The sequence below is a fragment of the Amycolatopsis sp. NPDC049688 genome (assembly GCF_040674975.1).
Taxonomy (GTDB): Bacteria; Actinomycetota; Actinomycetes; order Mycobacteriales; family Pseudonocardiaceae; genus Amycolatopsis.
The window spans coordinates 59,473-73,047 of sequence record NZ_JBFANY010000006.1 but is presented as its reverse complement, the minus strand read 5'-3'; the positions used below and the strand labels follow the sequence as shown (position 1 = coordinate 73,047).

Sequence of the window (13,575 nt, the reverse complement as noted above, 5' to 3'; positions counted from 1 at the left end):
TCCGGGTCAGGCGTCGTGTTCGGTGCACAGACACGCGACGCCCGGCTCGATCCACTCCCGCCCGGCCCATTCCGGGTGGCGCTCGACGAGCAGCGAACGGACCTCGGCGGTGATTTCGTCCACGCCCATCGCCGAGTCCCGCCGGTGCCAGGTCTCGTCCCGCAGTTCCCGGAGGTAGGCACGGACGTCGGTGAGCACCGCCCCGCCACCGACCTCTCCGTGCCCGGGAACCACCACCCGGTGCCCGGCGGCGGCCAGCCGGTCGAGGACCGCCAGCCAGCCGACGCCCGAGACGTCGGTGTCGTGCGGCGGGAACCACGGGAAGATCGCGAACTGCCCGGTCTCGGCCAGGTCGCCGGTGAACAGGACGCCGGCGTCCGGGACCTCCACGACCTGGTCGCCCTTCGTGTGGCCCCGGCCGGTGGGGCGCAGCCGGACGGTCCGGCCACCGAGGTCGAGGTCGTACCCGCCGTCGTAGACGACGTCGGGTTCGGGCAGGCGGACGCCGTCGAGGCGGCGCGCGATCACCTCGCCGAGGCCCCGGAACATCTCCAGGTAGCCGGGACCCTTGGTGACCAGGTCCTCGGCCTGGCCGCGGTTGACCAGGTACGTGGCTTCGCCGTCGAACACCTGCGCGCCGAACGCGTGCTCGGGGTGGAAGTGCGTCGTGGTCAGGTACAGGCGGCGGCCCTTCGCGACTTCGCGCGCGAAGGCCAGCACCTGCTCGGCGTTGGCGGTGCCGATGCCGGTGTCGACGACGAGGATGGCTTCGGTGCCGCCCACGACGCCGATGTTGGGCACCAGGTCGACCCGGTCGTTCGGGATCACCAGCAGGTCGGGGGCGATTTCCCGGGCGCCGGTGACGCGCACGGCGGGGTCGGTCAGTTCGGTCATGCCCCGATTCCACCGCCGGCCGGGTGCGGCCGTCCAAGACCGGTTCGGTGGCGCCGATACCGGGCGAATATCGTCGCCGGTCATGGAGCTGCGCACGCTGCGGTACTTCGTCGCGGTCGCCGAAGAACTCCACTTCGGCCGGGCGGCCGCGCGGCTGCACATGAGCCAGCCGCCGCTGAGCCGGGCGATCAAGCAGCTGGAGACCGACGTCGGTGCCGTGCTGCTGCTGCGCTCCGCCGCGGGGGTCACGCTGACCCCGGCGGGCGTGGCGCTGCTGGCCGAGGCGCGGGTGCTGCTGGACCAGGCCGACCGGGCCCGCGTGCGCGTCGCCACGGCGGCGGGCGCGCCCACGCTCACCGTCGGCCTCCTCGGCGACGGTGCCGACCCGGGTGCGGCCCGGCTGGCCGACGCGTACCGGCGGGCACACCCGGAGGTCGAGGTGCGCGTCCGCGACACCGACCTGACCGACCCGACGTGCGGACTGCGCGCCGGGCTGGTCGACGTCGCGCTCACGCGCGGGCCGTTCGACGAGACCGGCCTGACGGTGCACCGGCTGCGGACCGACCCGGTGGGTGCGGTCCTGCGCGCCGACGACCCGCTGGCCGGCCGTGCCCTGCTGTCCGTGGCCGACCTGGCCGGACGGCGCTGGTTCCGGTTCCCGGACGGCACCGACGCGCGCTGGCAGGCGTACTGGCACGGCGGCGAACCCCGCGAAGGGCCGGTGGTGCGGGCGGTCCAGGAGTGCCTGCAGGCCGTGCTGTGGAACGGGACGGTCGGGCTGATGCCCCTCGGGCACCGCCCGCCGGGTGAGCTGGTCGTGGTGCCGCTGTCGGGAATGGCCCCGAATCCGGTGGTGGTGGCGTGGCGCGACGCCGACGCCAACCCGCTGATCCGCTCGTTCGCCCGGATCGCGACGGCGGCCTACCGCGGCTGAGCGCTCCGGCCGAGGTTCAGACCACCGGCGGCCGGCGGACGTCGTAGAGGTCCCAGTCCAGCTGCCAGAACGCGTCGATGCCGTGCTCGCGGATGTATTTCCGCTCGGTGTCGTGCACCGGGTAGCAGCCGGCGATGCTGACCGGCGCGCCGCCGATGTCGATCAGCGTGTACTGGTGCGCGTCGAGGCCCGCGGGCGCCGAGACCGCGAACGCCGTCATCGCCGACTCCGGCGCGATCGGCTGCCCGAAGTCGATGGTGTCGCCGTAGACGAACGGGCAGGTGCCGCGCAGCTGCTCGGCGAGGTAGCCGATGGCCAGCGCCCAGACCGGGTCGTCGGACCGGACGCTGATCCACAGCTCCGGCTTCACGCCGTGCCAGTCGGGGTGGTCGGCCAGGGAAAGGCCGTAGGTCGCGCCGGTCAGGTAGCGCGGTTCGGGTTCGTCGGCGTAGACGAACGCGATGACGTCGTCGAGCCCGGCCCGGGTCGACGGGATGGGCTGCAGCCGGGGCTGCGAGGTCCCGGTCAGGGTGTCGAGATGGGCGAGATACCGCTCGGCACGGCTCGGCATGGCGCGCAGCATACGACCGGCCGGCCCCGGGCGCGGTCAAGGCCGTTGGCCCGGGCGCGGCAGGATCGGGCAGGGTGGGGAGCATGCGAGTGCTCGTGATCGGCAGCGGAATCGGCGGCGCGGCGACGGCCTGGCATCTCGCGGGCCGCGGCGCGGAAGTGATCGTGGCGGACGCGGCGCGACCCGGGACGGCGACCGAGGCCGGCGCCGGCATCGTCAGCCCCTGGACCTCGCGCTGGAACGACGCGCTGTACCCGCTGGCGGCGGCCGCCGGCCGGTACTACCGGGAGTTCACCGCGGAGCTCGGAGGATCGTCGTTCGAGGTCGTCGGCGGCATGGTCGTCTCGGCCGACGACGCCGAGCTGGCCGAGACGCAGGAGCGCCTGACGTCCCGGGCCGCGGACGCTCCCGAGCTCGGCGACGTGCGGCGGCTCGATCCCGCGCAGGCCCGCGAGCTGTTCCCGGCACTGGCGCCGGAGCTGGGCGCGGTGCACCTGACCGGCGCCGGCCGCGTCGACGGGCACCTGCTGCGCCGCGCCCTGCTGACGGCCGCCGAGCGCCGGGGCGCGACGTTCGTCGAAGGCGAGGTCGCGTTCCGCGCCGACGGCACGGTGGCGGCGCCGGACGGCCCCCTGGAAGCGGACAGCGTCGTCGTCGCGGCCGGTGCGTGGAGCCGCGAACTGCTGGCCCCGCTGGGGATCGACCTCCCGGTGACGCCGCACCGCGGCCAGATCAGCCACTTCGACCTGCCGGGCACGGACACGGCGGCGTGGCCGGTCGTGCTGCCGCGCACCAGCCACTACCTGCTCGCGTTCGGCGGCGGGCGCGTCGTCGCGGGCGCGACACGCGAGGCGGAGTCCGGCTTCGACTACCGCGTCACGGCCGCCGGCCAGCGCGAAGTGCTGGAGAACGCGCTGGCGGTGGCGCCCGGCCTCGCGGACGCGACGCTCGCGGAGACCCGCGTCGGATTCCGCCCCGGCACCCCGGACGGGCTTCCGGTACTGGGCCTGCTCCGGCCGGGTCTGGCGGTGTCGACCGGCTTCGGCGCGGGCGGGCTGACGAACGCGCCGTTCGCGGGCAAGCTCGTCGCGGCGCTCGCGCTGGGCGAGGACCCGGGATTCGACCTGAGCCCGTTCGCCCCGGACCGGTTCGGCGGCCTCAGCCCTCGGTGACGAGGTCCAGTGCGTGCTCGCCGGCCCGCTCGACGACCAGGCCGGCCTTGGTGATCACCTTGACCAGCTGGTCCACAGTGGACGGTTCGGCCCTGGTCGCCGCCAGGACGTGGGCCAGGCGGCCCTTGTACGCCTTGTTGAAGTGGCTGACCGTCACCCGCTCGCCGCGGGCGTTCTCGGTGACGACCCGGACCGTCACCGCGTCCGGGCGCAGCTTCGCGAACGCCGAATAGGTGCCCGAGCGCAGGTCGACGACCAGGCCCTCGACCGCCTGCAGCACCGGCTCGAGGACCGGCTTCCACAACCCGCGGACGGTGCCGAGCGAAGGCAGCGAGTTGCCGCCCGAGAGCCGGTACGCCGGGATCGGATCGGTCGCCGAAACCACGCCGAACAGCGAAGACGTCACCGCCAGCCGCCGGTGCGCCTTCTCCAGCCCGGCCCTGGTGAAGCTCTTGACGTCGAGCGCGTCGTAGAGGACGCCGGTGTAGCGGCGCAGCGCCGGCATCGTCGGCGACGTCCACAGCTGCGCATTGCGCGTGACCTCCCCGGCCTGGCGCTCGGTGAGGCCGAGGGCGGCGATGCTGGCGGGGACGTCGGCGGCCAGCTCGACCAGCGCGTCGGCGAGCTTCGCGCGCGTCGAGTTCAGTTCGGGGAAGGACAGCGCACCGAGGTCGAGCGCGCCACCGCGGCCGCCGTCGGCCTTGGTCTCGGAAGGGGGGAGCAGCACCAGCACGCCCCGAGCGTAAATCGGGGTGCACGGGCGCCGCCGTCCGGCCTAGCCTCCGGGCATGGACCTGACCTGGCGCCCGCTGACCCTCGCCGACGCTGCTGCTCTCGCCGAGCTGTACGCGGCGGCCGAAGAGGTCGACCGGACGGGTGAGCACTTCAGCACGGAGGACCTCCGCGAAGAGCTGGCCGGGCCCAACATCGACCTGCCCCGCGCCACGGTGGGCCTCTGGGCGGGCGACCGGCTGGCCGGCTACGGCCTGGCCCGCCGTCGCGACGCCGCGGACCCGGTGCACATGATCCGGCTTCAGTCGGTGGTGCACCCGGAGTACCGGACCGACGCCGTCGGCGCTCGCCTGGCGGAGTGGTTCGAGCGCACGAGCCGCGAGGTCCACGAGCGCACGTTCCCGGGCGCGCCGCTCGAGCTGCACCACGGCAGCCACGAGAACGAGCGGTGGATCGCGGGTGTTCTCACCCGCGCGGGCTACCGGCACGGCCGCACGATGGTGAACATGCGCGTCGGCTTGGCGGACCTCCCGCCCCAGCCGCCGCTCCCGGACGGCTACGAGGCGGTGCCGTTCGCGTTCGAGTACGACCTCGCGGTGCTCGACGCCCGCAACGACACGTTCGCCGACCACTGGGGCAGCACGATCTACGACCCGGAGGCCTGGCGTCACCTGGTCACGGGGTCGAAGGACTTCCGCCCGGACCTGTCGTTCCTGATCGTGGAGGACGACAAGGTGCTGGCGTTCGTCCTGAGCCACCATTACGAGTCCGAAACCGAGGCGACCGGCATCCGCGAGCTCTACGCGACCTGGGTGGGAACGCGCGGGATGCTGCGCGGCCGGGGGATCGCGTCGGGGTTGCTGGGGCACACGCTGCGGGCGGCGAAGGACGCGGGCTTCGACCGGTCGGCCCTGAACGTCGACGTCGACAATGCGCACCGCGCCCTGGGCGTTTACGAGCGCTGCGGATACCGCGTCGACGACGAATGGCACGTGTACGTGCTGTCGTGAATGTCGTCAGGGTTCCACGACATTGAGTAGTTCCGCACCGTTCACGAACCTCCGCAGCTGTTCCGCGACGAGCTTCTTCGCCCGCGGGTAGAACGACGCCGACCCGCCGGCGATGTGCGGCGTGATGATCACCCCGGGAACCGTCCACAGTGGATGGTCGGCGGGCAGCGGTTCCGGATCGACGACATCGAGCCCGGCTCGCAACCGCCCGGTCCGGGTCTCGGCGAGAAGGGCACCTGTGTCGACGGCCGTACCGCGCCCGACGTTGACGAGAAGGGCGTCGTCGGGCAGGGCGGCGAGCTGTTCGGCGCCGATGAGACCGCGCGTGCCTGGGGTGTCGGGCAGGACCAGCACGACGATGTCGGCTTCCGGGAGCAGAGCGGCCAGTTCCCCGACCCCGTGAACCCCCTCATCCGGCCGAGGACGGCTGGCCACCCGCGTGACCACGGCCTCGGCGGCGACGAGCTGCCGTTCGATGGCCTGCCCGATGGACCCGTACCCGACGAGCAGCACCCGGCTGTCGGCCAGGGAACGGGTGTGTTCGCGCTCCCACGAGCCCCGGGCCTGCTGCGCGAACCACCGGGGCAGATCCCGCTGAGCGGCATGAATGAGGGCAAGAGCATGCTCGGCGACGCTCAGATCGTGCAGCCCCCGCCCGTTGGCGAGCCGCACGCCCGCGGGCAGCAGCGGAACAAGCGCTTCAACCCCGGCGGACAGCGACTGCACAACCCGCAGCGACGGCAGCTCCTTGATCAGCTTCGGCGGCTCGGGCCCCCGGTCGTAGGGCAGCACGTAGAACTCGACATCCCCGAGATCACGCGGCGGCGAGCCATCACCGTCGTAGTAGGCGGCCGCAACTCCCGCCGGCACCTCGATATCGGTCCAGGGCAGAAGCACGCGAGCACTCATGCCGCCTTTCTACCCGCTACGGCGCCGACCAGCCGCCCAGGCGGCGCACCGAGCCGCCGGCGGCCGCGCCGGAGTGCCAGCCCGGGGCACGCCGGTGCGAAGCCGCGCTGAACCCATCGGTGGCCGCGCCGGGCCGCTCGCTGGTGTGCCGCCGGCCCGGACACGCTGGTGCCGGAGCCGCGCTGAACCACTGGCGGCCGCGCCGGGCCGGCTCGCTGGTGTGCGGCCCGGACAGGCTGGTGCGGATCCGCGCTGAACTCACTGGCGGCCGTGCTGAACCTTTGGCTGCCGCGCCGGACCGGCTCGCCGGGATGCCGACTTGTGCGCCTACGGTCCGATCGTCGCCGCGCGGACGCTGCCGGCCCGGCTGCCGGAGCCAAGGCAGTCGCCGCCTGGCCGGCGGAAGCCGGTCACCTGGCCGCCACCTCGCCGGCCCGCGCGCGCCTGCCATGCCTGCGCATCCGCCGCCTGCCCTCCGTGTGCCGCTGTCGCCCGGCCTGCGGAAGGCCGGCAACGGCCGTTACCCCTCGGCCCGTGCCCACCGGCCTTCCCCGGCCAGCCGCCGCCGACCCTCAGCCCTCCCTCAGTGCACCGCCTCCGAAACGCAGAACTCGTTCCCCTCCGGATCCACCAGCACCGTCCACGCCAGCCCGGGCACCTCGTGCTCCGCCACCTCCTTCGCTCCCAGCTCCACGAGGCGCTTCACCTCCGCCCCGCGGTCGTCACCGCCGAAATCCACGTGCACCCGGTTCTTGCCCGCCCGGGCCTCCGGTACCCGCTGCAGCCCCAGCGGGAGCCCGCCGCCCGGGGGTGGGGCGAGCACCACGAACTCGCCGTAGTCCTGGGCCACCGTCGTCTCCAGCGCCGCCGTCCAGAACTCCGCGAGCCCTCGGGGGTCCGCGCAGTCGATCGTGATCATGCCCATGTGGATCGCCATGCCCTCGAAGCTAGCGGGGACCACCGACAAAAACGGGCGGCCGAGTAACCCGTTGGAGTCACGGCCGGGGTATTGACTACCCTGAGCGGGACTTTCACACCCGCCCGGCGCAGGGAGCCCCGCAGTGATCACCAGGACTTCGTCGTTGTTCCTTCGCACGTTGCGCGAGGATCCGGCGGACGCCGAGGTACCGAGCCACCGGCTCCTGGTACGTGCCGGCTATGTCCGCCGGGTCGCCCCGGGCGGGTACTCCTGGCTGCCGCTGGGCCTGCGGGTGCTGCGCCGCATCGAGGCCGTCGTGCGCGAAGAGATGAACGCCATCGGTGCGCAGGAGATCCAGTTCCCCGCGCTGCTGCCGAAGGAGCCCTACGAGGCCACCGGCCGCTGGACCGAGTACGGCGACGGCCTCTTCCGCCTCAAGGACCGCAAGGGCGCCGACTACCTCCTCGGCCCGACCCACGAGGAGCTGTTCGCCCTCACCGTGAAGGGCGAGTACAGCTCGTACCGCGACTACCCGGTCACGCTGTACCAGATCCAGACCAAGTACCGCGACGAAGCGCGCCCCCGCGCCGGGATCCTGCGCGGCCGCGAGTTCGTCATGAAGGACTCCTACTCCTTCGACCTCGACGACGACGGCCTCGCCCGCTCCTACCAGGCCCACCGCGACGCCTACGTGAAGCTGTTCGACCGGCTCGGCCTCGAGTACGTCGTCGTGAAGGCGACGTCGGGGGCCATGGGCGGCTCGGCGTCCGAGGAGTTCCTCGCGGTCGCCGAGACGGGTGAGGACACCTACGTCCGCAGCACCGAGTCCGGGTACGCGGCGAACGTCGAAGCCGTCGTCACGCCCCCGCCGCCCGCGCAGCCGATCGAGGGCCGCCCCGAGGCGCAGGTGCACCACACGCCGAACACGCCGACCATCGAGACGCTGGTCAGCTTCCTCAACGATGCCGGCCTGGGCCGCACCTTCACCGCCGCCGACACGCTGAAGAACGTCATGCTCAAGACGCGGCAGCCCGGTGCCAAGGAGTGGGAGCTGGTCTGCGTCGCGGTCCCGGGTGACCGCGAAGTGGACATGAAGCGCCTCGAAGCGTCGCTGGAGCCCGCCGAGGTCGCGCTGCTCGACGAGGCCGACTTCGCGAAGAACCCGTTCCTGGTCAAGGGCTACATCGGCCCGAAGGCGCTGCAGGACAACGGCGTGCGCTACCTCGCCGACCCGCGGATCGTCCCCGGCACCGCCTGGGTCACCGGGGCCGACAAGGTCGACCACCACGTCGTCGACCTCCTCGCCGGCCGCGACTTCACCCCGGACGGCACCATCGAGGCCGCCGAGGTCCGCGAAGGGGACGCGTCGCCGGACGGGCAGGGCACCCTGGTCGCCGCGCGCGGCATCGAAATCGGGCACATCTTCCAGCTCGGCCGCAAGTACACCGACGCGTTCGAGGTCGACGCGCTCGGCCCCGACTCGAAGCCGATCCGGATCACGATGGGGTCCTACGGCGTCGGCGTCTCGCGGCTGGTCGGCGTGCTCGCCGAGCAGAACCACGACGACCTCGGCCTGATCTGGCCGCGCGTGGTGTCGCCGTTCGACGTGCACATCGTCATCGCGGGCAAGGACGAGACGATCGCGGCCGGCGCCGAGAAGATCGCCGCCGACCTCGACGCGGCGGGCATCGAGGTCATCCTCGACGACCGCAAGGCGACGCCGGGCGTCAAGTTCGCCGACGCGGAGCTGGTCGGCGTGCCGACCATCCTGGTCGTCGGGCGCGGCCTGGCCAACGGCGTCGTCGAGGTGAAGGACCGGCGTTCGGGCGACCGCGAGGAAATCGCGGTCGACGCCGTCGTCGACCACCTGGTCAAGCTCGTCCGGGGCTGAGATGAGCCGGCGTTCCGAAGACGCGACGCCGGGCTACGAGGACAACGAGGCGCTCCGCGGGTTCGGCGGCTACGAACCCGCGGACGCCCCGCGAGCGAAGCCGAAGCGCATCCGGCCGAAGGCGAAGCCGCTGAAGTGGCGACGGGCGCCGTGGTTCGGACTCGTGTTCATCGCCCTGGTCGCGGGCGTGCTGAACGCGCTGGGCGTCGGCAAGCAGCACCCGGCGTCGTCCTCGCCGGCGTCTTCGTTCCCGGTGGCGACGCCGTCACCGCGGGCCTCGGTCCCGGCGGTGGTCCCGGGCTGGCAAACCGTGGCGGGCCGCGACGGTTCGTACGCCTACGACGTCCCGCCGAACTGGCAGCCGGCGCCCGCCACCCAGCACGGCTGGGCCGGGATCAGGCTGATCACGAGCGCGTTCCCGGGCAAGTGCGGCGGCGCGGGCGTCACGACGGAGCCGCTGCCGGACCTCGAGGCGGCCGCACGCAAGGCCGCGACAGACCTGGCAACGGCCGCTTACGGCGGATCACCCCGGATCGGCCCGGCTTCGGACGCCCCGGTTCCCCGGGCCGACGGCACCAAAGCGCCCGGCCGGGTCGTGGTCGCCGAGGTGACCCCGGCGGAGACGGGGGAGTGCGCGCCCCGGCACGCCCTCGTGGCGGCGCTGGCGTTCGGCGGGAACTCGGGGACGTCCGGCGTGGTGGTGGCCTACGCGGACAGCGACCGTTCCGGGCGGGAGGAGCTGGAGCGGATCGTGCGCAGTTACCGGTTCGTCCCGGCGGCGAACCACTAGAGCGGACGGCTTTCCAGGCTTCGAGATCACCGGCGGTTTTGCCGCTTCCGCCGGCCGCCCGGATTCGGCAGGCTGCCAGGCATGAGCGGGGATGAGGAGAAACGGCTCGGGCGGGTGCGGGCCGTTGCGTTCGGGGTGCTGGCCGTGGCGGGGTTCGTGCTGCTCTTCGGGCCGTTGCTGGCGAAGGCCGGGATCTGGCTCGTCAAGCCGCGGGATCCGGACTGGTGGGGCGCCTCCGGGCAGTGGGTCGGCGGCATCGGCACGATCGCGGCCGTCGTGGTCGCGTTGTGGATCGCCATCCGCGACGGCCGGCTCGCGCGCGAGGACCGGCGGGAGCGCGACCTGCGTGAACGGCAGGAACAGGCCGCGAAGGTGACGGCGTGGATCGAGTACGCCGGCGGCCACGGCTACATGGTCGTGTCCAACGCGAACGCCGAGGCGGTCAACCACGTCGTCGTCTCGTTCGACCTCGTGCACAACCTGCCGATGACCGGCTCCACCCTGCACCGCGGGCCGGACATCGAGGACGACGAATACCTCTACGCCATCCTGCCGCCCGGGAAGTGGCGGATGCCGATCCGCGAGGAGTGGCGGCGCCCGGACATGACGCCGGGGGTGATGCTCGCCTTCACCGACTCGCGGAACGGCCACTGGCTCCGCCTGACCGACGGGCGGCTGATCCCGAAGGACCAGAACGTCGTCAGCAGGCGGAGGATCCGCTTCCCGCAGCGGATCAGCGTGCCCGAGAGCTACTGACCAGCTTCGCCAGCTGCCGCAGCCGGACGTCCGGCAGGTAGGCCCGGCTCAGCGCCAGCCCGATCCGCGGGAGGTCGGCCTCGTCGCGGAACGCGAGGTACAGCGGGACGTGCCGCGGCTGGAACTTCGCCTTGAACGCGTGGAGAGAGCGGAATCCGTAGTACGGCTCCATCACGCGGCCCAGCGACTCCAGCACCCGGTCCACCGGCCGCGCCGCGGAACCGGTGCTGCGGGCCAGCGGCGCACCCGACAGCGAGACGAACCGCGCGCCTTCGTCGCGGAACGCCAGGCACGCCGACGCGATGAGGAACTCCATCACCGGGCGGAAGCCGTGCGGGCTGCGGCGCATGATGTCCAGCGTCCAGCCGCCGATCGTGCCGGCGCCGGTGTGGACCGGCAGCCACGACGTCACGCCGTGAACCGTGCCCTCCGCGTCGACCGCCAGGCCGACCCGGGTGGCCGGGTCCATCGCCTCGTCGAGCCCGCCGAGGGTGAAGCCCATCTCCGGCATCGCCTTGCCGGACATCCACTCCTCCGACAGCGCCCGCACCTGGGCCAGGATCGGCTCGGGCTGGTCGGCCAGCCGGACCAGCCGGAACTCGATCTCCTGCTTGGCCGCCTTGTTCAGCGCCGACCGGACGTCCTGCCACGCCTTGCCGCGGAACTCGAGGCCGTCGAGGTCGAGCACGTTGTCCTCGGCGACCTGGACGTGCTGCCAGCCCAGCTCGCGCGTCGCCGCGACGGTGGCTTCCGTCGCCGAGAACACGCACGGCACCAGGCCGGAGTTCTCGCACATCGTGGCGAACTCGGTGACCGTGGCCGCCGCGGTGCCGTCCGGGGCGATCGGGTCGCCGAGCGCGACCGCGACGCCGGCGTGCCGTCGGTAGGCGAGGTAGGACCGGCCGTCCTCGCGGACGAAGTAGGTGTTGCGCGGCCAGGTCGTCATCCACGACAGCGTGCTGCCGCCGTGGCGCCCCAGGAGTGTGCGGGCCAGCGCCGGCCCCGGACCCTGCGCGTGGCGCCGCAGCCGGCGCCGGGACGGCACGCGGAAGGCGTGCCGCGCGGCGATCAGGACGGCCAGCTCGACCGTCCACAGCAGATTGTCCACGAAGAACAGCGGCAGCCCGGACGTGTCGTAGTCGCCGCCGAAGACGTCGGCCAGCCCGATGAGCGTGGCGACGGCGAGCCCCTGCAACGTCACGAACGCCGACAGCCCGACGGCCCACCGCCACGCGACGCGGCCGCCCTTGCGCAGCCCGTTGAGCATCGGCACCACGAGCAGGACCAGGACGCCCAGCTCCGGCGCCGACAGCGAGACGCCTTCGGTGGAGCCGAACGGGCCGTCGCCGGGGACCAGGAACATCACGATCTCGGCGACGGTGAGCAGCAGCAGGCCGGCGACCACCAGCACCCGCCACTCCCGCAGGTTGGGGCCGGCGGAGTCACCCGCCCGCCGGGCGCCCACCAGGCGCTTTCCGAGCGGAAGCGCCAGCAGGAGCGCGAAGAAGTGCACGAGGTCGGCCAGCGTTCCCACGTAGACGATCGCGACCCCGGCGTACACGCAGAGCCCGGCCCGCAGCCGCAGCGCCCACGGCGGCCGCAGCGTCGCGCTGGCGACGGCCACCGCGGCGAGCGCGCCGCCGGAGAACCCGACGTCGAGGCTGCCCGCGACCCGCTCGGCCCACAGCCAGCCCGAGTTGCGGGACAGCGCCAGGAACTGAGTCGCGACGAGCACCGCGGCGAACTGGCCGCCGATGGTCACGGCCATCGCGCGCCGCGTCCCCAGCTGCCACTCGGCGAAGCCGGCGAAGAGCGCGAAGCTGCCGACCATCGGGAGGTAGTACCACGGGATGACGGCGAAGAACGGCCCGGTGAGCATCGTCCACCACCGGCCGGCCTCCAGCGACGGCAGGCCGTAGGCGACGAACGGGAAGGCCGCGCGGTCTTCGGCGGCGTTCCAGAGCGCCCCGGTCGCGACGGCCAGCACCAGCATGGCCAGCGTGACGCTGCTGGTGAACGGCAGCCGCCGCCTCAGCACCGCGACCGTGCCGCGGATCCGTCCCCCTCCGGCGGGCTTGGCCGCCGCCACTGTTTCGGTCATGCGGAAGAGTCTCGCGGGCCGCGCCGCCCGTCACATCAGGCAAGGGAACGAGTTTTCCCCTAGGGGTGTCGTACTTTCGGCTGAGGGTTGTCCCCCTCCGAAGGACGATGTCAGCCGAGGACGGCGCGCCGGACCGCGTCGGTGTCGGTCAGGTCCGGCAGCACGGTGTGGGCGCCCTCCGCCAGCAGCTCTTCGGCGCTGTAGTGGCCGGTGGCGACCGCGACGGACACCGCGCCGTTGTCGACCGCGGCCCGGACGTCGTTCGGGGTGTCTCCGATGACGACCACTGCGTCGGCGGCGAACTCGGTGCCGTGCTTGGCCGCGGCCAGCCCGACCGCGTGCGGGACGAGGTCCGGGCGGTGCACCGAGAGCGTGCCGTAGCCGCCGATCTCCAGGTCGAGGTGCTCGTCGAGGCCGAAGGCGGCGAGCTTGTGCCGGGAGATCTCCGGCAGGTTGCCGGTGACGAGCGTCTGGACGACGGTCCCGTCGGCGGCGAACGCGGTCAGCGCCTCGGCCGCGCCGGGCAGCGCGCGGGCCGTCGCCGGGAAGGTGTGCTGGTGGCGTTCCGACTCCGCCACCAGGGCCTTGAACAGCGCCTGGATGGTCTCCTCCGCGGCTTCGAAGCCGTTCGCGGTGAGCAGGTCGGTCGTCGTGGCGCGCTCGGTCCGGCCGCCGAACACCGGGCGCACCCGGAGCGTCGCCCCGGTCGCGGCGGTGAACGCGGTCCCGTACCAGGTCGAGCCCAGTTCGGTGAAGTCCACGAGCGTGTGGTCGATGTCCCAGAGCACCAGGCGCTTCTTCGTCACGGGTCCGAGGCTACCGGCGCCACTATTCAACACGTGTTGACTTCTGGGTGGCCGGGTCGTACCTTGAGGCGTAATTCAACGTGTGACGAA

The 13,575-nt window shown here is 72.9% G+C and carries 14 protein-coding genes; 6 read left to right on the top strand and 8 right to left on the bottom strand.

The features are described from left to right. Positions 1 to 6: 6 nt before the first annotated feature. Positions 7 to 894 (bottom strand): MBL fold metallo-hydrolase, encoded by an 888-nt coding sequence (locus AB0J55_RS21470; RefSeq protein WP_364250985.1) that lies wholly within the window; start codon positions 892 to 894, stop codon positions 7 to 9. 82 nt (positions 895 to 976) lie between these two features. Here AB0J55_RS21470 and AB0J55_RS21465 point away from each other — a divergent pair, with 82 nt between their 5' ends. Then, a complete protein-coding gene (locus AB0J55_RS21465) occupies positions 977 to 1,828 on the top strand; it encodes a LysR substrate-binding domain-containing protein (RefSeq protein WP_364250982.1) in 852 nt (283 codons plus the stop codon). A 16-nt stretch (positions 1,829 to 1,844) separates the two neighbouring features. On the opposite strand, the gene AB0J55_RS21460 is transcribed toward AB0J55_RS21465, so the two are convergent. Next, the gene (locus AB0J55_RS21460) at positions 1,845 to 2,399 is read right to left on the bottom strand and encodes a suppressor of fused domain protein (protein ID WP_364250979.1); all 555 of its coding nucleotides are present in this window, start codon (positions 2,397 to 2,399) and stop codon (positions 1,845 to 1,847) included. Positions 2,400 to 2,482: 83 nt separating this feature from the next. Here AB0J55_RS21460 and AB0J55_RS21455 point away from each other — a divergent pair, with 83 nt between their 5' ends. Next, entirely contained in the window at positions 2,483 to 3,571 is a 1,089-nt protein-coding gene (locus tag AB0J55_RS21455) for an FAD-dependent oxidoreductase (RefSeq protein WP_364250976.1), read from the top strand. On the opposite strand, the gene yaaA is transcribed toward AB0J55_RS21455, so the two are convergent. Then, entirely contained in the window at positions 3,558 to 4,304 is a 747-nt protein-coding gene (yaaA, locus tag AB0J55_RS21450; RefSeq protein WP_364250973.1) for a peroxide stress protein YaaA, read from the bottom strand. The two genes, AB0J55_RS21455 and yaaA, sit on opposite strands and share 14 nt — an antisense overlap. A 55-nt stretch (positions 4,305 to 4,359) precedes the next feature. Between yaaA and AB0J55_RS21445 the strand changes: the two genes are divergently transcribed. Beyond that, positions 4,360 to 5,313: a GNAT family N-acetyltransferase gene (locus tag AB0J55_RS21445; RefSeq protein WP_364250970.1), complete on the top strand. Its 954-nt coding sequence runs from the start codon at positions 4,360 to 4,362 to the stop codon at positions 5,311 to 5,313. A 6-nt stretch (positions 5,314 to 5,319) separates the two neighbouring features. Here AB0J55_RS21445 and AB0J55_RS21440 read toward each other — a convergent pair whose 3' ends face one another. From AB0J55_RS21440 to AB0J55_RS21430, 3 genes are all read right to left on the bottom strand, one after another. Continuing rightward, positions 5,320 to 6,222 carry a 2-hydroxyacid dehydrogenase gene (locus tag AB0J55_RS21440; protein ID WP_364250967.1) on the bottom strand — a complete coding sequence of 301 codons (903 nt, stop codon included), beginning with the start codon at positions 6,220 to 6,222 and terminating at the stop codon, positions 5,320 to 5,322. Positions 6,223 to 6,238: 16 nt separating this feature from the next. Then, positions 6,239 to 6,484 (bottom strand): hypothetical protein, encoded by a 246-nt coding sequence (locus AB0J55_RS21435; RefSeq protein WP_364250964.1) that lies wholly within the window; start codon positions 6,482 to 6,484, stop codon positions 6,239 to 6,241. A gap of 321 nt (positions 6,485 to 6,805) precedes the next feature. Further along, complete coding sequence (locus AB0J55_RS21430) at positions 6,806 to 7,159, bottom strand: VOC family protein (protein WP_364250961.1); 354 nt, start codon at positions 7,157 to 7,159, stop codon at positions 6,806 to 6,808. A 124-nt stretch (positions 7,160 to 7,283) separates the two neighbouring features. Here AB0J55_RS21430 and AB0J55_RS21425 point away from each other — a divergent pair, with 124 nt between their 5' ends. The 3 genes from AB0J55_RS21425 (at position 7,284) to AB0J55_RS21415 (ending at position 10,578) form a co-directional block, all read left to right on the top strand. Continuing rightward, complete coding sequence (locus AB0J55_RS21425) at positions 7,284 to 9,032, top strand: proline--tRNA ligase (protein WP_364250958.1); 1,749 nt, start codon at positions 7,284 to 7,286, stop codon at positions 9,030 to 9,032. 1 nt (position 9,033) lies between these two features. After that, the gene (locus AB0J55_RS21420) at positions 9,034 to 9,822 is read left to right on the top strand and encodes a hypothetical protein (RefSeq protein ID WP_364250955.1); all 789 of its coding nucleotides are present in this window, start codon (positions 9,034 to 9,036) and stop codon (positions 9,820 to 9,822) included. Between the two features lie 81 nt (positions 9,823 to 9,903). After that, positions 9,904 to 10,578 carry a hypothetical protein gene (locus AB0J55_RS21415; protein ID WP_364250952.1) on the top strand — a complete coding sequence of 225 codons (675 nt, stop codon included), beginning with the start codon at positions 9,904 to 9,906 and terminating at the stop codon, positions 10,576 to 10,578. Here AB0J55_RS21415 and AB0J55_RS21410 read toward each other — a convergent pair. Then, complete coding sequence (locus AB0J55_RS21410; RefSeq protein ID WP_364250949.1) at positions 10,556 to 12,679, bottom strand: DUF2156 domain-containing protein; 2,124 nt, start codon at positions 12,677 to 12,679, stop codon at positions 10,556 to 10,558. The two genes, AB0J55_RS21415 and AB0J55_RS21410, sit on opposite strands and share 23 nt — an antisense overlap. A gap of 110 nt (positions 12,680 to 12,789) precedes the next feature. Then, on the bottom strand, positions 12,790 to 13,485 hold the full coding sequence (locus tag AB0J55_RS21405; RefSeq protein ID WP_364250946.1) for a haloacid dehalogenase-like hydrolase: 696 nt from the start codon (positions 13,483 to 13,485) through the stop codon (positions 12,790 to 12,792). Between the last annotated feature and the right edge of the window lie 90 nt (positions 13,486 to 13,575).